Origin of the sequence: Vibrio japonicus (assembly GCF_024582835.1) — a bacterium.
GTDB lineage: Bacteria > Pseudomonadota > Gammaproteobacteria > Enterobacterales > Vibrionaceae > Vibrio > Vibrio japonicus.
This window is the reverse complement of record NZ_CP102096.1, coordinates 314,937-333,596: the sequence shown is the minus strand read 5'-3', so window position 1 is coordinate 333,596 and position 18,660 is coordinate 314,937. Positions and strand designations below refer to the sequence as shown.

General features: G+C 45.6%; 14 protein-coding genes and 2 riboswitches. Of the genes, 4 read left to right on the top strand and 10 right to left on the bottom strand.

All coding sequences use genetic code 11. The annotated features are described in order from the left end of the window. Positions 1 to 12: 12 nt before the first annotated feature. Positions 13 to 1,134: a pyridoxal-phosphate-dependent aminotransferase family protein gene (locus tag NP165_RS01685; RefSeq protein ID WP_257084624.1), complete on the bottom strand. Its 1,122-nt coding sequence runs from the start codon at positions 1,132 to 1,134 to the stop codon at positions 13 to 15. Positions 1,135 to 1,400: 266 nt separating this feature from the next. Further along, a riboswitch (Lysine riboswitch) is annotated at positions 1,401 to 1,578 on the top strand. A 163-nt stretch (positions 1,579 to 1,741) separates the two neighbouring features. Here NP165_RS01685 and lysC point away from each other — a divergent pair. After that, positions 1,742 to 3,094, top strand: a complete 1,353-nt coding sequence (gene lysC, locus NP165_RS01680) for a lysine-sensitive aspartokinase 3 (protein ID WP_257084623.1) — start codon at positions 1,742 to 1,744, stop codon at positions 3,092 to 3,094. A 59-nt stretch (positions 3,095 to 3,153) separates the two neighbouring features. Here lysC and pmbA read toward each other — a convergent pair whose 3' ends face one another. Then, on the bottom strand, positions 3,154 to 4,497 hold the full coding sequence (gene pmbA, locus NP165_RS01675; RefSeq protein WP_257084622.1) for a metalloprotease PmbA: 1,344 nt from the start codon (positions 4,495 to 4,497) through the stop codon (positions 3,154 to 3,156). A 110-nt stretch (positions 4,498 to 4,607) separates the two neighbouring features. Here pmbA and yjgA point away from each other — a divergent pair, with 110 nt between their 5' ends. Further along, positions 4,608 to 5,135: a ribosome biogenesis factor YjgA gene (gene yjgA / locus NP165_RS01670; RefSeq protein ID WP_257084621.1), complete on the top strand. Its 528-nt coding sequence runs from the start codon at positions 4,608 to 4,610 to the stop codon at positions 5,133 to 5,135. A gap of 59 nt (positions 5,136 to 5,194) precedes the next feature. Here the strand turns inward: yjgA and thiQ are convergent, their stop codons facing one another. The 5 genes from thiQ to mpl all read right to left on the bottom strand — a co-directional run bounded on the left by thiQ (position 5,195) and on the right by mpl (position 10,694). Then, the gene (thiQ, locus tag NP165_RS01665; RefSeq protein WP_257084620.1) at positions 5,195 to 5,899 is read right to left on the bottom strand and encodes a thiamine ABC transporter ATP-binding protein; all 705 of its coding nucleotides are present in this window, start codon (positions 5,897 to 5,899) and stop codon (positions 5,195 to 5,197) included. Then, positions 5,883 to 7,487: a thiamine/thiamine pyrophosphate ABC transporter permease ThiP gene (gene thiP, locus NP165_RS01660; protein ID WP_257084619.1), complete on the bottom strand. Its 1,605-nt coding sequence runs from the start codon at positions 7,485 to 7,487 to the stop codon at positions 5,883 to 5,885. The genes thiQ and thiP overlap by 17 nt, the downstream gene beginning before the upstream one ends. Positions 7,488 to 7,496: 9 nt before the next feature. Next, positions 7,497 to 8,489 carry a thiamine ABC transporter substrate binding subunit gene (gene thiB / locus NP165_RS01655; RefSeq protein ID WP_257084618.1) on the bottom strand — a complete coding sequence of 331 codons (993 nt, stop codon included), beginning with the start codon at positions 8,487 to 8,489 and terminating at the stop codon, positions 7,497 to 7,499. 57 nt (positions 8,490 to 8,546) lie between these two features. After that, a riboswitch (TPP riboswitch) is annotated at positions 8,547 to 8,666 on the bottom strand. Between the two features lie 37 nt (positions 8,667 to 8,703). Next, entirely contained in the window at positions 8,704 to 9,327 is a 624-nt protein-coding gene (locus NP165_RS01650) for a flavin prenyltransferase UbiX (protein WP_257084617.1), read from the bottom strand. 14 nt (positions 9,328 to 9,341) lie between these two features. Next, positions 9,342 to 10,694, bottom strand: a complete 1,353-nt coding sequence (gene mpl / locus NP165_RS01645) for a UDP-N-acetylmuramate:L-alanyl-gamma-D-glutamyl-meso-diaminopimelate ligase (RefSeq protein ID WP_257084616.1) — start codon at positions 10,692 to 10,694, stop codon at positions 9,342 to 9,344. A gap of 311 nt (positions 10,695 to 11,005) precedes the next feature. On the opposite strand from mpl, the gene fbp reads away from it, so the two are divergent. Then, entirely contained in the window at positions 11,006 to 12,022 is a 1,017-nt protein-coding gene (gene fbp / locus NP165_RS01640) for a class 1 fructose-bisphosphatase (protein WP_257084615.1), read from the top strand. Positions 12,023 to 12,184: 162 nt separating this feature from the next. Further along, positions 12,185 to 12,712 carry an inorganic diphosphatase gene (ppa, locus tag NP165_RS01635; protein ID WP_257084614.1) on the top strand — a complete coding sequence of 176 codons (528 nt, stop codon included), beginning with the start codon at positions 12,185 to 12,187 and terminating at the stop codon, positions 12,710 to 12,712. A gap of 77 nt (positions 12,713 to 12,789) precedes the next feature. Here ppa and NP165_RS01630 read toward each other — a convergent pair whose 3' ends face one another. The 3 genes from NP165_RS01630 to tamA are packed head-to-tail and all read right to left on the bottom strand — an operon-like array spanning position 12,790 to position 18,659. Next, complete coding sequence (locus NP165_RS01630; protein ID WP_257084613.1) at positions 12,790 to 13,137, bottom strand: gamma-glutamylcyclotransferase family protein; 348 nt, start codon at positions 13,135 to 13,137, stop codon at positions 12,790 to 12,792. Positions 13,138 to 13,179: 42 nt separating this feature from the next. Beyond that, positions 13,180 to 16,947 (bottom strand): autotransporter assembly complex protein TamB, encoded by a 3,768-nt coding sequence (gene tamB, locus NP165_RS01625; RefSeq protein WP_257084612.1) that lies wholly within the window; start codon positions 16,945 to 16,947, stop codon positions 13,180 to 13,182. Further along, complete coding sequence (tamA, locus tag NP165_RS01620) at positions 16,944 to 18,659, bottom strand: autotransporter assembly complex protein TamA (RefSeq protein WP_257084611.1); 1,716 nt, start codon at positions 18,657 to 18,659, stop codon at positions 16,944 to 16,946. The genes tamB and tamA overlap by 4 nt, the downstream gene beginning before the upstream one ends. Position 18,660 lies beyond the last annotated feature (1 nt).

The following is an 18,660-nucleotide window of genomic DNA, read 5'->3' as shown; positions in this document are numbered from 1 at the left end:
TCTGCTCTCAGCTTATTGAGCCAGAGACTCTTCTAGCGCACGTAAGCAAAGTGCCACATTCTCAGGTCGAGCAGCATAACCCATCAAGCCAATACGCCACGCTTTGCCAGCAAGTGCACCTAAACCTGCGCCAATTTCTAAGTTGTACGTTTCAAGCAGATGGCTGCGAACTTTCGCTTCATCAATACCTTCAGGAACATAAATCGCGTTCAACTGAGGTAAGCGAGATTCTTCATCAACCACAAATTCAAAGCCAAGTTTCTCCAAGCCAGCTTTAAGCTTCTCGTGCATCTCACTATGGCGTTTCCACGCATTCTCTAAGCCTTCATTTTTGAGGATAAGGAGAGATTCGTGCAGCGCATATAGGCTGTTTACTGGTGCTGTATGGTGGTAGCTACGTTTACCTTCACCGCTCCAGTACCCCAGAACCAAACTCTGATCTAAGAACCAGCTCTGCACTGGTGTTTTACGCGCTTGGATCTTTTCAATTGCCGCTGGAGAAAACGTCACGGGAGACAAGCCCGGAACACACGACAAGCACTTTTGGCTACCAGAGTACACTGCGTCCAATTGCCACTCATCCACTTTAAGAGGCACGCCACCCAGTGACGTCACCGCATCAACAATACTAAGTACACCGTATTGCTTCGCCAGTTTGCCCAGAGCTTCTGCATCACTGCATGCACCTGTTGACGTTTCAGCGTGAACAAATGCCAAGATCTTAGCATCAGAGTTCTCTTTTAGTGCCTGCTCAACTTTTTCAACAGAAACAGGTTTACCCCATTCATCATCAACCATCACTGCGACGCCACCAGCACGAACCACATTTTCGCGCATGCGCTCACCAAACACACCATTACGACACACAATGACTTTTTCGCCCGGCTCGATTAGGTTTACAAAACACGCTTCCATTCCTGCACTACCCGGTGCTGATACTGCAATCGTAAACTCGTTTTCAGTCTGAAAGGCATATTGCAGAAGTTGCTTTAACTCATCCATCATACCGATAAACAGCGGGTCTAAATGGCCAACAGTTGGACGGCTTAACGCTTGCAAAACTTGAGGTGAAATATCGGAAGGTCCAGGTCCCATAAGAATACGATGAGGTGGAATGAAACTTTGAATCGTCATTGGCTGCTCCTTGAATTGGTAGGCTATCTTTGTTGTAGTTATATCGATTTCATAAGCCACCTTAATCCAAATCGCCATAAGCAGCAATTATTCCTAAGTATTGGATAGATATCGATGCCTCTAATTTGTTATTTAAAATGGTTAATAAGTTATAAAATTTCGTTGACAAGCTGCTAAGAAAAACGTTCAATGCCAAATCAGGTGGTGAATATTTATCCCATCTAAACCAACAAACTCGGATAGATATTGTAAGTTGGTTAATTGCATTTTGCAGAAGAGGAGCACTACCCAGGTAGGTGTTTTGTGGAGCCGCAACTCCAAGACAATTCACTGAGGGGGAGTAGTGCCGAGGTAGATCAAAATTGTGGTTTTGGTTTGTCGGTTGACTTGGGTTGAGTCCCATCAACTGTCATCAGCACAGACTGGTGATGAGCTTCTGAGGTATACATTCTAAATACTAACCTCGCTATACGCTCATTCTCTCTTCAAATACAAAACTGTATTACCGCAAAAAACATTGGATGTTGGAATCTATCAATAGACAGTCATGAATGACTTCATTGGTGTTCCTAACTGTAATTTTTCAGGAAGTCGTGGGAGAAATGCCGTGAGCAATTTCAACGTTGCTAAATTTGGTGGAACAAGCGTTGCTAACTTCGAAGCAATGAGCCGCTGCGCCGCTATCATAGAATCAAATCCAAATACTAAGCTTGTCGTAAGCAGTGCCTGTTCAGGGGTAACAAACCTTTTAGTCGAACTTGCGAATGGTGTTCAGGATCAGGAACGCCGCAGTGACCTTTTAAAACAGCTCGCGGATATCCATGATTCGATCCTTGATAAACTGTCCGATTCCTCAGAAGCGGCCGCTGAGGTATACGGCATTCTAGATACCGTAACCAGCCTTGCCGAAGCTGCATCCATCCAAGCGAATACAAAGCTCACAGACCATCTCGTCGCGTGTGGCGAATTAATGTCTACGCATATTTTGACGCAATTGATGAAAGAACGTGGCATTAACGCAACACGCTTTGACATTCGTGAAGTGCTAAGAACGGACAGTACGTTTGGTAAAGGCGAACCTGAAATCGAAACTATTGCACAACTGGCGCAGCAGTCATTGGTACCACTTTGCAATGACTTTGTCGTAGTTACGCAAGGCTTTATCGGTTCAGATGAAGAAGGTAATACAACAACACTTGGCCGTGGTGGAAGTGACTACAGTGCGGCACTAATCGCTGAAGCAGTCAAAGCCTCAGGATTAGAAATTTGGACTGATGTTCCGGGAATTTACACCACAGATCCTCGTATTGCATCCAAAGCTTCTCCCATTCCAGAGATTAGCTTTAGTGAAGCGTCAGAAATGGCGAACTTCGGCGCTAAAATTCTCCATCCGTCCACGTTGGTTCCAGCACTGCGCCATGACATTCCGGTGTTCGTTGGTTCTTCGAAAGAGCCAGAAAAAGGTGGAACCTGGATTCGTCATCAGGTAGAAAGCTCACCGCTGTTTCGTGCGCTGGCACTAAGATGCAATCAAACAATGGTCACTCTGCGCAGTGCAAAAATGTTTCACGCTTACGGCTTCTTGGCCAAAGTATTCGAAATCTTGGCGAAGCATAAAGTGTCAGTGGATCTGATCACCACCTCAGAAATCAGCGTGTCGCTCACTTTAGATCAGACGGATACGTCTGGCGGCGCACCTCAGCTACCTGAAGCCGCTCGTCTAGAACTAGAAGAGTTATGTACGGTCGAAGTTGAGCACAATTTATGTTTGGTCGCGCTCATTGGTAACAATATGAGTGGAAGTAAAGGCTACGCAAAACAAGTCTTTGGCACATTAGAAGACTTCAACTTGCGCATGATTTGCTATGGTGCAAGCCCACATAACCTTTGCTTCCTAGTGCATGAATCCGTATCTAAATTAGCGATTCAAAAACTGCACAAAGAGTTGTTTGAAGGATAGAAAACAAAAAGGTTGGCTCATAGGCCAACCTTTTCTTTCAAGATGTAGGTATATGGATGTTACTCGCCAGCGACTTTCATCGATTCAAGAAGAATAGAACCCGTCTGAATCTGCGAGCGCGTTTCTACATCATTACCGACCGCTACAATCTGGTTGTACATCTCTTTCAAATTACTTGCGATGGTAATCTCTGAAACAGGGTATTGAATCTCACCATTTTCAACCCAGAAACCCGCAGCACCTCGAGAATAGTCACCAGTGACAATGTTTACACCTTGCCCCATCACTTCTGTAACCAAAAGACCAGTACCCAACTCTTTAAGCATTTGTTCAAAGTTTTGACCTGTAGATTTCACGTACCAGTTATGAATTCCCCCAGCGTGGCCGGTTGGGGTCATATTCATTTTACGTGCGGCGTAGCTTGTTAGTAGATACGTTGCTAATACACCATCGGTAATAATTTCAAGATCTTGAGTGAAGACACCTTCACTATCAAAAGGGCTTGAAGCCAAACCGCGTGGAACATGTGGTCGCTCAGACACATTAAACCACTCCGGTAAGATTGGATTACCTAACTGGTCCAATAAGAAAGACGATTTGCGATACAAATTACCGCCACTGATCGCCATGACCAAGTGCCCTAATAAACCCGTCGCAACATCAGCGGCAAACATAACTGGGTATTTACCCGTTTTTAACTTCTGCGCATCTAAGCGGCTAACAGTCTTCTCGGCCGCTTTCAAACCCACGGTTTCAGGTGACCAAAGATCATCTTTATGGCGTGCAACTGTATAGCTGTAGTCACGTTCCATCTCACCATTAGCGCCTTGCCCAATCACGCAGCAGCTGATGCTATGACGGCTAGATGCGTAGCTGGCTAATAGGCCATGGCTATTGCCATACACTTTCAACCCGTAGTGGCTATCGTAGCTACCGCCATCGCTCTGCTTGATCTTGTCACTGTATGAAAGTGCTTGTTGCTCAGCAGCGATCGCAATCTCAGCGGCGTAATCTGGATCTGGCGTGTCTGGGTGGAACAGATCCAAATCCGGGATGTCTTTCACCATCAGCTCTTTTGGTGCTGGTCCTGCGTATGGGTCCTCAGAAGTATATTGAGCGATATCCAACGCTGCCAATACTGTTTGCTCGATGGCTTTTTCACTCAAGTCAGACGTAGACGCGCTGCCCTTGCGTTGACCACGGTATACCGTAATGCCAAGCGCACCATCGCTGTTAAACTCCACATTCTCTACTTCGCACATACGAGTAGATACGCTCAATCCCGTTGTCTTGGTGATTGCCACTTCTGCGCCGTCGGATTTCTCTGCGGCCATCTCAAGAGCTTTGGCTACGGCGGCTTCTAACTCAACGCGTTGTTGAGCAACTTGCTGTCTTACGTCCATATCAACTTTTTTAAATGAGGTCTTTGTACTCTAGGATAACAAGAATTTCGCTTTCTCCCCATGATTCTTGTTAAAATAGAGAAATAGAATGTTCAAATTAAGGTAGAACAATGGCACGTAAAAACCAAAAAGCGCCATGGGAAGCAGAAGAAGAGATCATCTGGGTAAGTAAATCCGAGATGAAACGCGACATGGACGAGTTACAAAAGCTTGGCGAAGAGCTAGTAAACTTAAAACCTTCAGTGCTAGAGAAGTTCCCACTGAGCGAAGACTTAGCGGATGCAATCAAAGATGCACAGCGTTTTAAAAACGAAGCGCGTCGTCGTCAGCTGCAATTCATCGGCAAGCTGATGCGCCATGAAGATCCAGAGCCAATTCAAGCGGCGTTAGACAAAGTGCGTAATAAGCACTCTCAAAACACGGCTGTCCTGCACAAGTTAGAGCAACTGCGTGATCGTGTTGTCACCGAAGGTGATAGTGCGATTGCTGACGTAGTAGAGCTTTACCCTACTGCAGACCGCCAGCGTTTACGCCAACTTGCTCGCCAAGCAGCAAAAGAAAAGCAAGCGGGTAAACCAGCGAAAGCATACCGCGAAATATTCCAAGTGTTGAAAGAGCTCAACGACGAAGAATATTAAGTGACAACGAAAGAAGGTTGATGGACTCCATCAACCTTCTTTTTTATTCACCTGCTCTTTCATTCACCCGCTCTCACGAACCCTGCCAGCAAAGAATTGGGATGATGAGACACAAGCTCATCAATACCTGCCGCCACTTCCACTCGACCATTGGCGACAAAAACAAAATGCGAAGCAATCGACTTGGCGTCACTGATATGGTGAGTCACCATCAATACCGTAATATTGCGCTCCTTAGCTAAACGCTTGACCAGCGCCAACATCTCTTCTCGCAAAATAGGATCAAGCGCAGAAAACGGCTCATCAAGCAACCAAACAGGATGAGGCTGCACGAAACACCGCGCTAAGGCGACACGCTGGCGCTGACCACCAGAAAGCTGTTCGGGCAAACGATCCAGATACTCATTCATACCGACTTGAGTCGCGGCTTCTTCAACCTGTCTCATCTGCTCCTTACTGAGCTTAAGCCCGGCATCTAAACCTAGCCCGATGTTCTCACGGACGGTCAAGTGGGCAAACAGATTGTGTTCCTGGAAGAGCATGGCAAACGGTCTTTGATGTGGCTCTTTGCCTACTAGCTCCATGTCATCTGCAGAAATGCTGCCCTTCTCTGGTTCGATGAACCCGGCGACCAGCGCCAATAAGGTAGACTTCCCTGCCCCACTTGGCCCCATTAACGCGACAATCTGACCTTGATCGATTTGAAGATCAAAGTGAAACAATTCACTGTGGTAGTAATAATGGACATCACTTAGCGTCAACATACGTCACCTTTGAATTCGCTTTAAATAGGGTTTCAATTAACGTGAAACAGCCAACACTGAGGGCTAACAGAGTCACCGATACAACGGCTGCCGCTTCCATTTGATAGCTACCTAAAAGCTGGAAAAGATATAAAGGCAAGGTGCGAAACTCCTGACTGCCAAACAAAGCAATCGCACTCAAATCACCAATAGCGAACATAAAACTAATTGCAAACGCATGAGCCATCGGCTTTTTCAACGCTCGCCATTCGACAACTTTAAATCGTTGCCAACCTTTCATACCTAAACTCGCACACACATATTGATATTGCTGTTCAATGTGCAACATAGGCTGAGAAAGCGTTTTTATAACGTACGGCAACCCCATTAAACCATTAACAGCGACGACAACTAAAAAGGCCAAACTAAACACATCTGTCATTGAACGAAGCAACAAAAACAATCCTGTGGAGATCACTAGGCCCGGTGTCACCAAAATAATCGTGCCGATTAATTCAATGTGATCCGCTCTTTTCTGATGAAAATTAAGCCTTAATCGACGGCTGGAAATCAAAATACTGATACCGGCCAGCAAGGCAAAAACACTCGCTAGCGTAGCAACTTTTAATGATGCCCATAACGCTGACCAAAAACGAATATCGGAGAACACCGCCAGAGCCTGACTATTTATGCCACTGATTATCACCATTAACAGCGGAGGTAAAACTAATAGCGCACTTAGGCCGATCCAGCTCCAATCCCAAATCTTGGATTTAAGCGTATCTTTCGTTAGATAAATATTTGATGATGTGCTGCCTGCGCTGACCGAGACTGGTTTCGCTAAACGCTGAATAGCCAATGCCATCAAACCACAAAGCAGCATTTGCCAAATCGCCAGTAATGCACCGGCTTGTAAATCAAAATCAAACTTAATCGCTTGGTAGATGGCCAACTCAATTGTTGTCGATTTAGGCCCGCCGCCTAACGCCATCACCGTAGCAAAACTGGTGAAACACAGCATAAACACTAAGCCACACACATGCGTAAGCTGCTGTTTAAGGCGTGGCCACTCTACCCATTTAAACTTTTGCCAGTGCCCCATACCGAGATGAGCACAAAGTTTGTGTTGCTCTTCAGGTATGGTTTCCAGTGACTGCAGTAACAATCGGGTCGCGTAGGGTAAATTGAAGAAAACGTGCGCGAGCAAAATACCATTGAGCCCGTATATCGAAAAAGGCAGCTTACTGTTTAACGCTTCAAAAAGCTCAGCAACTAAACCACTGTTGCCGTAAATAGCCAATAGGCCAAACACACCCACTAGAACTGGGAGAACTAAGGTTGTCGCAAACAATTTGAGAAGCAGCTTTTTACCGGGAAAACTTCTCCGAGATAAAGCATGGGCGACAGGCACGGCCAAACCAACACTCAACAACGTAGAGAGAAATGACTGATAAAAACTAAACTTAGTGACGTGTCGGTAGTATGGGTCTTGCCACACTTGCAACACGTTTAACGAGGGCGCTTCAATCAGCAAAGCACCTAGGGCAGAAAGAACAAAGGTCGCGATAAGTATCGCGACCCAAATGCCGATTTTAGGAGTCTTGTGCAACGGAGAACCTTAGAATGTTAAAGCACTTTGCCATTCACGAATCCATGCTTTGCGGTTTTCTACCACTTCATCAGCACTAAAACCTAGCGCCTTACTTGGAACAGTAAGCGTGTCAAAACCTTCAGGTAACTTCGCATCTGTGACTGGGTACATCCAGTTTCCTGTTGGCATCATTGACTGGAACTCATCACTTAAAATAAATGCCATGAAGTCGTCAGCAAGCGCTTCATTCTTAGAACCTTTCACCTTCGCTGCTACTTCAACTTGCGTGTAATGACCTTCAGCAAAATCAGCCGCCGCGAATTTGTCATCCTGCTCAGCAATCAAATGGTATGCTGGAGAGGTTGTATAAGAAAGTACCAGATCAGACTCACCTTCTAAGAACATCGAGTAAGCTTCAGACCAGCCTTTGGTGACCGTGACTGTCTTCTTAGCCAGATCTTTCCATGCCTGAGTGGCATCATCACCGTAAACCGATTTCATCCATAGCATTAAGCCCTGACCTGGTGTCGATGTACGCGGGTCTTGGTAGATCACTTTGAGATCGTCGCGTGATTCAACCAGCTCTTTCAGGCTTTTAGGTGGGTTAGATAGCTTTTCTTTGTTGTATACAAAAGCAAAATAACCAAAGTCATAAGGAACAAACGTCGTATCGTTCCAACCACCAGGTAGCGTAACGCTTTCCGTATTTACCTTATGTTCAGTCAGTAAGCCCGTTTTCTTTGCTTCTGCCATCAGGTTGTTATCAAGGCCTAGTACGATATCCGCTTTACTGTTGTTCCCTTCCAGACGTAGGCGATTTAAGATCGAGACGCCATCATCAAGCGCCACAAAATTCACATCGCAGCCGCATTTCGCTTCAAATGCTTTTTCTACAGCAGGACCAGGCCCCCAATCTGCGGCGAACGAGTCGTAGGTATAAACCGTTAACGTGTTGTCAGCAGCCAAAGCCGAAAATGAAGTTAGGGTAGCAATCGCTAAAGTGCTCAGAGTGGTTTTCACTGCTCGCTCTCTCCTTGTTGAGCGGCACAGGCTTGAGGGACGGGAGAGTTGAGATGTTCCGAGTCCAGACTCAATTCCTACGCCAGTATTATCTGGTTCAGGTACACGGGTTCCGAGTGTGTGCTCGATCTCAGCTGATTCCTATTGATAGGATGAATAGCGCCCCGATGAGTATCGACAAAATTGTAATCGTTATATCATCTGATAGCCAGTGTTAACCACGCTGATCGTATCCCCAGCGAGGCACTAGTCCTTGCTCAATACCAAGATGATCCAAAATGCGGGCGACCATAAAATCAACCAGATCTTCAATGGATTTAGGTTGATGATAAAAGCCCGGTGCAGCTGGCATAATCGTCACGCCCATCTGAGACAGCTTATGCATGTTTTCTAGATGAAGTGTTGAAAACGGTGTTTCACGCACCACCAGTAATAGTTGACCACGCTCTTTCATCACAACGTCTGCTGCACGTTCGATCAGATTATCCGACATGCCATGAGCGATGGCCGCCACACTACCTGCTGAACATGGGCACACCACCATTTGTTTTGGCGCAGCAGACCCAGAGGCCACTGGCGAAAACCAATCGTCTTTACCACAGACAGTGAGCTTTTCAGGATCACATTTAAGATGCTCTACTAATGCATACTTTGCCGCGTCCGGATTAGCGGACAGCTGTAAACCATGCTCTGTCGCCAGAACAACGCGCGCTGCCGATGAGATCAGCAAGTAGACTTGATAATCAGCCGCCAAAAGGCATTCTAACAACCGCAATCCATAGGGCGCACCGGATGCCCCTGTAAATGCCAATGTGATGGCTTTTTGTTTGTTACTCATGTTTCTACACTAATTTATTCGGCCAATTTTGCCAGCAGCTTTCCGTGAATACCTTCAAAGCCACCATTGCTCATCACCAAGATTTGATCACCCGGTTGAGCCTGCTCTACAATTTTTGCCACCAAGTCATCAACGCAATCAGACACTTGTGCAGGTTGATGACACGTTTGAGCTACCGCTTCAACCGACCAATCGATGGCTTCTGGTTGATATAAAAACACGTGGTCAGCCGCATGCAGTGACTCTGCAAGTGTCTCTTTATGTACGCCACGTTTCATTGTTGCGCTGCGAGGCTCGAGAACTGCAAGGATGCGTTGTTTACCCACTTTGTTTCGCAGACCGCCCAACGTCAGTTCAATCGCGGTTGGATGATGCGCAAAATCATCGTAAACCGTCACACCGTTGACTTCACCCTTGAGTTCAAGACGACGCTTGGTATTAATGAACTTAGCTAAAGACTCACAAGCTAAATACGGCGTGACGCCAACGTGTCGAGCCGCAGCAATAGCCATCAATGCATTATCGACGTTGTGATCACCAACCAGATCCCACTTAACCGTACCGACTTCTTCACCTTGGAACAGTACCTTGAACTGAGAACCATCAAGGATCAGTTTTTCCGCTTTCCAATCGCCCTGTTCGCCCGTGAATTCCGTTTCGCTCCAGCAGCCACGACCTAATACGTCTTCCAAAGCCAAATCTTGTTTAGGTGCTAGAATACGACCATTTCCTGGAACAGTCCGTACCAAATGATGGAATTGACGTTTGATCGCTTCCAGATCGTCGAAGATGTCTGCATGATCAAACTCTAAGTTATTCATAACCAATGTGCGTGGGTGGTAATGCACAAACTTAGAACGCTTGTCGAAAAAAGCACTGTCGTATTCGTCCGCTTCAACCACGAAAAACATGCTTTCACCTAATCGTGCCGAAACACCAAAATTACCCAATACGCCACCGACAAGGAATCCAGGCTTGTAACCACAGTCTTCTAGGATCCACGCCAACATACTGGAGGTGGTGGTCTTTCCGTGTGTTCCGGACACCGCCAACACCCAGCGATCATGCAACAAGAACTCTTGCAACCATTGTGGGCCAGATGTGTAGCGGAGATTCGTATTAAGAACATGTTCAACACATGGGTTGCCGCGACTCATCGCATTACCGATAACAACTAGGTCTGGCGCAGGGTCGAGTTGAGATGGGTCAAAACCCTGTATGATTTCAATACCTTGAGATTCAAGCAAAGTACTCATAGGTGGATACACATTGGCATCACTGCCTGTCACTTTGTGTCCAAGCTGTCGTGCTAAAATTGCTGCGCCACCCATAAATGTGCCGCAAATCCCTAAGATATGAATATGCATAAACTGACCCTATAGCAGGCAAAAAATTATCTGGTCATTATGGCGATAAAGCTCTGAAAAGCGAACTACTTTGATCAGTTCGTGAGCTTCTGCCAATTAAGTGCTCATTTCGTGCTCATACAAATAAGTAAGATGAGCAGAATGCAACAAGCGAGAAGGTCGACAAATAAATTGGGATCTTCATCAGTTAGTTCATTACCAATAAAAAGATTCGGCTTTTACAATAAGGGTCGGCGAAAACCAAGATCCGAAAGAGATCCCATACCGCCAAATCCCCCTATTCTATTTTGAAGCGACCTTAAGGAAACATCATGTCTGGAATGCGCACCCTCGGCGAGTTCATTGTTGAGAAACAAGCAGACTTCCCCCATGCAGGCGGTGACTTGTCATCCCTACTATCTTCAATTCGTCTTGCAGCTAAAATTGTAAACCGCGAAATTAACGCCGCGGGTTTAGGCGATATTACTGGTGCTGTTGGTACTGAGAACGTGCAGGGTGAAGCTCAGCAAAAGTTGGATGTTTACGCCAACGATAAATTTAAAGCCGCGCTAGAAGCACGTGACCAAGTATGTGGAGTCGCAAGTGAAGAAGAAGACGAAGCAGTAGCGTTTAACAAAGAGCTTAATCAAAACGCGAAATACGTTGTACTGATGGATCCACTAGATGGCTCTTCAAACATTGATGTGAACGTATCGGTGGGTACAATTTTCTCTATTTACCGCCGTGTATCTCCCATTGGTACTCCAGCGACTGAGGAAGATTTCCTACAACCAGGCCACAAGCAAGTTGCAGCGGGTTACGTTATTTACGGTTCATCAACCATGCTGGTTTACACAACAGGTAATGGCGTAAATGGCTTCACTTACGATCCATCACTGGGTACATTCTGCCTTTCTCATGAAAATATGATGATCCCGGAAGACGGTAACATCTACTCAATCAATGAAGGCAACTACATTCGCTTCCCTCAAGGTGTGAAAAAGTACATTAAGTACTGCCAAGAAAGCGCACCTGAAGACAACCGTCCTTATACGTCACGTTATATTGGTTCTTTGGTTGCTGACTTCCACCGTAACCTACTTAAAGGTGGTATCTATTTGTACCCAAGTACAGAAAGCCACCCTAACGGTAAACTGCGCTTACTTTATGAATGTAACCCAATGGCGTTCATTATCGAGCAAGCTGGTGGTGTCGCATCAGACGGTGTAAACCGCATAATGGATATAGAGCCAAAAGAACTTCACCAGCGTGTGCCTTTCTTTGTTGGTTCTAAAAACATGGTTAAGAAAGTTGAAGAGTTATTAGAACAAAACAAAGAAGAACAATAAGACTTTCCATCTAAAGGCGCTGTAAATAGCGCCTTTTTCACATTTCTTGAACGAAATCTCACCTTTCTCGTTTACATAAAACCGAGTTTAGCAGTAAGGTATTTTGGTCAAAAATTCAGCCCAAGTGCCCAATACGGGTACACGATAAAAGGAACTTTATTCATGAGTTTAAACAATGTACCAGCAGGCAAATCACTTCCGGATGATATCTACGTTGTGATTGAGATTCCTGCCAATGCTGACCCAATTAAATATGAAGTAGATAAAGATTCAGGCGCGGTTTTCGTAGACCGTTTTATGTCTGCACCTATGTTCTACCCATGTAACTACGGCTACGTAAACCATACGCTTTCTCTTGATGGTGACCCTGTTGATGTATTGGTCCCAACACCACATCCACTACAGCCTGGTTCTGTTATTCGTTGCCGCCCTGTCGGTGTTTTAAAGATGACTGACGAGTCTGGTGAAGATGCGAAAGTCGTAGCTGTTCCACACACTAAACTCACTAAAGAGTACGATCACATCCAAGATGTGAACGACCTTCCTGAACTGCTTAAAGCTCAAATTACGCACTTCTTCGAGCGTTACAAAGAGCTTGAGTCAGGCAAATGGGTAAAAGTAGATGGCTGGGAAGATGTGGCCTCTGCACGCAAAGAGATTTTAGAGTCTTACGAGCGCGCTCAGAAATAATGATTAATATCTAAGTAAATACGCAAAGAGCCAGCAATTGCTGGCTCTTTTTGTTGATTGGAGACTAAGTTGGATAATTAAACTCGTTGGCACCAATCTCCTGATGACAGAATAACATCCAACTGGCTGCTATCTTGGTACAAGTAGATCCAAGCTTTGCCAAACGGTGTGTCTATCTGCTCTCGCCGATACTCGACTGGCACATCTTCCAATTTATCAATTTCAGCTAATGTCTTATCATCTAGGAGATATATCTCCCCTTGAATCGCACTATGCCCCTCAATCACGGCTGGGTAACCGCCAAGATCATACAATGAGTATTCAGGGGCAGTTTCATAACTACCTAGAAATTCTGCGTGTTCTAAGAATGTGTGGTTACTTTCGCCTTTGCGTAAAGTGCCATAAACAAATAGTAGATGTTGCATAGCGTTCCTTGCTCTTTCACCAATGAAAATTGATGAGTGACGTTAATCAAACTCAAACTGATAGAGTATATCAACAGCGCTACTCATCCCAGTGACCACTTCAAGATACAAATCCTTCATCAAGCGGTAACGTACCGTAAATTCACCTACAGAGTCAAAGATACCGACCCCATATTTCACTTGCAGTCCAGGAAGTAAATAACCACTGACCGTCACTTTTGAACTATCACCACTTCCTGCTGTATCAAGTTGCAGATCTTGTACACCAAAGGCTTCACCTAACGCGCCAACAACACGACCACTTTTCGCTAAGCTCAAACCAATGAGCGCCGTCGTCATCGCGTTACCACCCGATTCTGCATCAATATCCTGACCTCGTAATAAATAGGATAGAGCATTTGCCTGTGGCATGGCAGGTTCTGAGAAAATCGATACTACCGGATCCGTAGCCGGCCCAGTCACTTTCACCCCTGCAATCACATCATCCTGTGTGTTTTCCGGATTACGTATCGCAGAAATTTGCACATAAGGAAGATCCACAGGACCATTCATCAGAATCTTACCTTCCTGAATGCGCAGGTCTTGCCCAAACGATCGGTAAGAACCATCAACAATATTCACTTCACCGACAACATAAGGACCTTTATCTTTTTGCGTGACATTAAGATTACCCACCAAGCCACCTTTCAATCCAAACGCTTCGAGCAGAACATCATTACCGATCTGGATATTGATGTCCGTCTCTACTTCAAACGGTATTGCTGAGTCTTCCTTGAGCGGTTTTAAATCTTCATCAAGCAGTACCTGATCTGACGAGATCCCTGTTGCACTCGGCGGTATTTCTTCAACGACAATCCGCCCCCAAGGCAGTGCAATGTTACCTTCGATTTTGGCAAATTTTGGTGAAGCGTTGATCGTCATATCAGGCACGACTTTAAGCGCAACCATTGGTGGCATCTCAACTTTTAACTCCTTCGCAAATACACGAAGTTTCGTCCGCCAATCGCTTAAATCTCGCCAATCTGCATCACCTTCAAGGTTTAGCGCTCCATCCGGCGTATTTAATATGGCCGATAGGTTTGCCTCATAACCAGACAAATCAACGGTGAGTTTGCCCGAATCAATCTGAGTGGGTGAGATATCCCCCTGCACCAGAATATTGTCTATCAGCAGTTGGCCATTCGCTCTAGGATGTAAAATCGGGCCACTAAGCGCAATGTCTGTAGAAATATCCGACTTAAGCTTGCTGTACTCGCCAATCAATGGCGCTAGAAAATCAAGATTAAAGGTGGTCAGTTTTATCTGGCCATCCAGCGTTTGTTCTGTGCTCAGTACATTCGGGAGCGTGACTTGACCAGAAAAGTCGCCATTGTCCGTCACATCAATTAGCCAATTCGCATCCAAACGGTCTCCGGCTAAATTGGCATCTAGCGTGATTTTATCCCAACCAATATCAACGGTTTGAGGTAGTTTCTGAGATACCCCCCCAGAAGGTAATCTCACTTCTACTTTTGCTTCTGGAGACTTTCCAGCTTCCCATTTAGCCCAAACGTTGGCGTTTGCTTCACCATGTAACTCAGTCTCTTTAGGAATGAATGCCGCGATCTGATCAAAGTTAAACTGGTTTACACTCAAACGGGCTTCACCACTTTCTCCGACCTTAATATTCTCGTCCAGACACACCGAAGAGTCTTGCTGTAACCAACAATGGGCGGCAACACTCACGAGCTTCGTTGCCATATCAAAACCTAAGCTAGTCGGTTTATTTAAGCGCCAATCACCTTGTTTTGAGCTGAGCTGCACTCTCTCAAGCTTACCGGCCCAATTTAGGTTTGGCTTGTCGTTTAGAGTACCTGTTAGCGCCAAATTCGCAGAGGCTAGATTAGAATCTAAATCCAAAGTCAGATTATGTAGGGACTGTTCCCCCGAAAATATCAGAAGCACATCATCAATACTGTAGTCCTGATAGCTTCCTCCGGTGACTTTGAGTTTCACGTTGCCCTTAGGCTTAGGTAAAGGTGTGATATTCCCAGTGAGCGTAACGTGCTTAACCTGTGCTTGGTTTTGAAAATCAATAGAGTCGATATCCAAACCCAGCTTTACATTAGGCTCTTTCATCGGCCCGCGTAACACTACATCGCCAATCGCTTTACCGGACAGATCCGGGACTGACTTCGCCAGATTTGGAAGATCGAGCGACAGTGACATACGCCACTCATCTGTCAATTTACCTTTTGCTTCAATACTGTTCGGACCGTGGGAAAGCACCAAGCCTGGAGTGTCTACTCGATATCGACCTTTGCCCGTTACGTCTGAGGCGTCTAACTGACCTTTTATGTTTAATGGGTATTCTCGTAATATGCCGTCAATATCTAGCTTGCTGACAGAGACTTCCCAGCCACCTTGTTCAGTCAATGAACCGGAAGTCGACACATCGCCACTCACTTTACCCTCAGACTCTGGCCATTGAAGTCCTGGTTGAATGTCATTCAAGGCAAGATTCGCCACCCAATTTATTGGCTGCTTCCAGTTCACCAATATATCGCCAGCCACGGAGCCGCCTAAGGTTTCAAGTGTAAGCGAGCTCAGTTCTATTTGATCTAAATTACCCTTACCTTTCACTTTCAGATCTAAATCAGGCAGCGCGTTGCCCTTAATTTCAGAGTCTAAGTTTAGGCTATAACCCTTTAACGAACCCTTGGTTTCCAGTTTGTCTACCTTCACGAAGTAGTCGCCTTTACCCACTAATGGCCACTTGGCATCGACTTTCTTCAGAGAGATATCGAAAGGCAGATCCGGATCTAGCAGTGCTAATTTCGCTTTAAGATCGGCTTTAGCCAAACCACTTAACTTCGTATCTAAACTCAGATCAGCAGCGCTACCTTGTGCGGTAAGGCTGATTTTTTGACCATTCGCCATCTCATCTTTCACTAAAGCGTCAACATTGAGCGTTAATGGATAACCTTCTTTCAACGTCACGTTCGCATCGATTTTGCCTTCTACTTGCGGCATATCGAGTTCAAGTACTGGGATTGAGATGTCCGAGCCTAACGCTGTGGCTTCAAGTCCTAAGTGATGAACGACAATGGGAGACTCTTGTTTAAGCTCAAAGTCATAAATATCTAAGCGCTCAACATCAACTTGCAGCGGCAACTCCACGTCCGGTAATTCTATCGCTTGTGCTTCTGTTGATTGTGTTTCAGGCGCCGGCTGTGGCTCCTCACCTGTTGCCTCAGAACTGGCAAGCGCAATGCTGATCTCTTTGAGTTCTGTTTTACTAATGCGCAGGCGATTTCCCTCAAAGATCAGCCCAGTTGTAAAACTTTTCCAATCGATTTTATTACCCAAGATATCGAGGTCTATATTTGTCAGGGCAACTCGGGAGACTTTTATCGGGATAGGCGTCGTAATTTTACCAAGAGGAGTTGGGTCTTCTTGCACTTCCGGCTCTTCTGAAGGCGCTGTGGACTCCATCGCGAATACCAGCCCATCGATGGCAAGCTCATCAACACAGACACTTGGCTCCGTAAAACAGGTGTGATTGATCGCTAGAGTCAAGGTATCAACCTTGGTATCAATCGCTAGATTGGCGTCGACAAACTCTACATCATTTAAGGTGAACCTAGGAAAAATAGCACCACTGTATGAACCGACTTTAAGCTGAGGGACAAATTTCTCGCCCCCCCACAGAATCATACCTAACCCCGCTTTAGTAAAGAGCAAAAAGCTAACAGTAAGCAGTAAAGTAATTAGAATGCCGAGTAGAGATAATGACAGCCATTTCGACCACTTTAAGACGACTTTGGTCATAGCTCAGGCCCCAAGGTGAAGTGAATTCTGTACTCGCTCACAGGTTCTTGATCAAGACCCCATGCGAAATCTAAGCGGATTGGGCCAACTGGCGATGCCCAGCGGATACCTGCACCCGTACCACGTTTAAAATCTGGCTGATCGTCAAACGCGTCACCGTAGTCATAAAAAACGGCTCCCCACCAGTTTCCGTAAAGCCGGTATTGATACTCCAGGGAAGTCGTAAGCATGTACTTAGCACCCGTTAACGAGCCACTTTCATCGAGAGGGGAAATAGATTCGTAACCATAACCACGCAGGTTATTGTCACCACCAGCGAAAAAACGCAAAGAAGGCGAAAGTTTATCGTAATCTTCTGCAAAGTTTGCCGCGCCATCGATACGGAATAACCCTCGATGGTTTTCTCCCGCACTGCGAATCCACTTCATTCCACCCATAACACGTGTCACGCGTGTTTCAGATAGTGCACTAGGATCACCATACTCTAAAGTGATCTGCTGGCTATCTCCCCAATGTGGCATCGCGCCACCACGGATGCGACTTCGGGCGAATGAAATGCCCCCGAATAAAAACTGAGAACTATCATCCTGTAGACCTTGTTCAAAGTTTTCTAGTAGGTAGCGTATAAAGACCGTTCGGTTCCAGCCATTCTCCAATCTCTGCGTTCGACCAACTGAAATATTGGACTCCAAACTCTTCGTATCACGCTTATCAAGGTTTTTTAGCCCATAGTTGATACTGTAGTAATCGTTGAGAGCGTCCGACTGAGGAATTCGGTAACTGGCCGTGATCGTTTGCTCTGGTTTAGACAGTTCAAGGCTACTATTGATACTGTGACCACGGCTATTCACCCATGGTTTCTTCCATTTTAATGAACCTCGGACACCGACATCCGTTGAGTAACCTAAACCTGTTTCTAATTGATTTCGTGCTTGAGGTTCCACAGACACTTTCATTGGTAGCTCTCGCCCCTGCCCCAGATAAGACAAATCAGGTTCCACCAAGACCGATGAGAACCAATCTGAATTCGATAGGTTTTGGTTGAATTCGCCAACGCTAGAAACAAGGTAAGGATCACCTTGCTCGAATGGAGCCAGGGACTCGACACGATCGAGCTTGATTTGGCTTCCCGTGATCTGATGTTCTCCAAAGTGGTATCGAATACCACTGTCGAAATGCAAACGTACAAATGCCTGATTAAGATCTGGAGACACTTCTAAACGCGTCATAGAATAACTGCCATCGAAATAACCTTTCTGCAAAGCAAGGTTACGTATTTTCGACTTTAGAGAGTCATAGTCTCCATGATTCAAGCGTCTGCCTTTTGTCAGCTTGCTGTTTTTTACAAGCAGAATAAAATCAACATCGCCTTCAGCCTCACCTGAAATTTGAATGTCTGCCTCTTTGATAATCAGTGGCTTGCCTCTATTCACAGTGACAATCAATTCATTATTCTGCTCAGACACTTCAAATTTAAACGTAGGGTGATAATAACCTACGGCATTTAAAGCCTCGGTAATAATACGCTGGACTCTGGCTTGAAAACGTAAATCGGTTCGGTATTCTTCGGGAGGAATCGATGATAAGTAAGCGTCAACGTTGTCTTCTGCACTACCTTTGAGACCCTTGATTGTAAGATCAACTTCTTCGGCATGAGCTAATGTTGGAGAAAGTAGAAATGCAATCAAAAGTGGTAATGGTTTTCGTAACATG

Bases quoted from the DNA above. Each gene is read 5' to 3' on its own strand.
- NP165_RS01685 (WP_257084624.1), bottom strand. From the start codon at position 1,134: ATGACGATTCAAAGTTTCATTCCACCTCATCGTATTCTTATGGGACCT.
- pmbA (WP_257084622.1), bottom strand. From the start codon at position 4,497: ATGGACGTAAGACAGCAAGTTGCTCAACAACGCGTTGAGTTAGAAGCC.
- yjgA (WP_257084621.1), top strand. From the start codon at position 4,608: ATGGCACGTAAAAACCAAAAAGCGCCATGGGAAGCAGAAGAAGAGATC.
- thiQ (WP_257084620.1), bottom strand. From the start codon at position 5,899: ATGTTGACGCTAAGTGATGTCCATTATTACTACCACAGTGAATTGTTT.
- NP165_RS01650 (WP_257084617.1), bottom strand. From the start codon at position 9,327: ATGAGTAACAAACAAAAAGCCATCACATTGGCATTTACAGGGGCATCC.
- mpl (WP_257084616.1), bottom strand. From the start codon at position 10,694: ATGCATATTCATATCTTAGGGATTTGCGGCACATTTATGGGTGGCGCA.
- fbp (WP_257084615.1), top strand. From the start codon at position 11,006: ATGTCTGGAATGCGCACCCTCGGCGAGTTCATTGTTGAGAAACAAGCA.
- ppa (WP_257084614.1), top strand. From the start codon at position 12,185: ATGAGTTTAAACAATGTACCAGCAGGCAAATCACTTCCGGATGATATC.
- NP165_RS01630 (WP_257084613.1), bottom strand. From the start codon at position 13,137: ATGCAACATCTACTATTTGTTTATGGCACTTTACGCAAAGGCGAAAGT.
- tamB (WP_257084612.1), bottom strand. From the start codon at position 16,947: ATGACCAAAGTCGTCTTAAAGTGGTCGAAATGGCTGTCATTATCTCTA.
- tamA (WP_257084611.1), bottom strand. From the start codon at position 18,659: ATGTTACGAAAACCATTACCACTTTTGATTGCATTTCTACTTTCTCCA.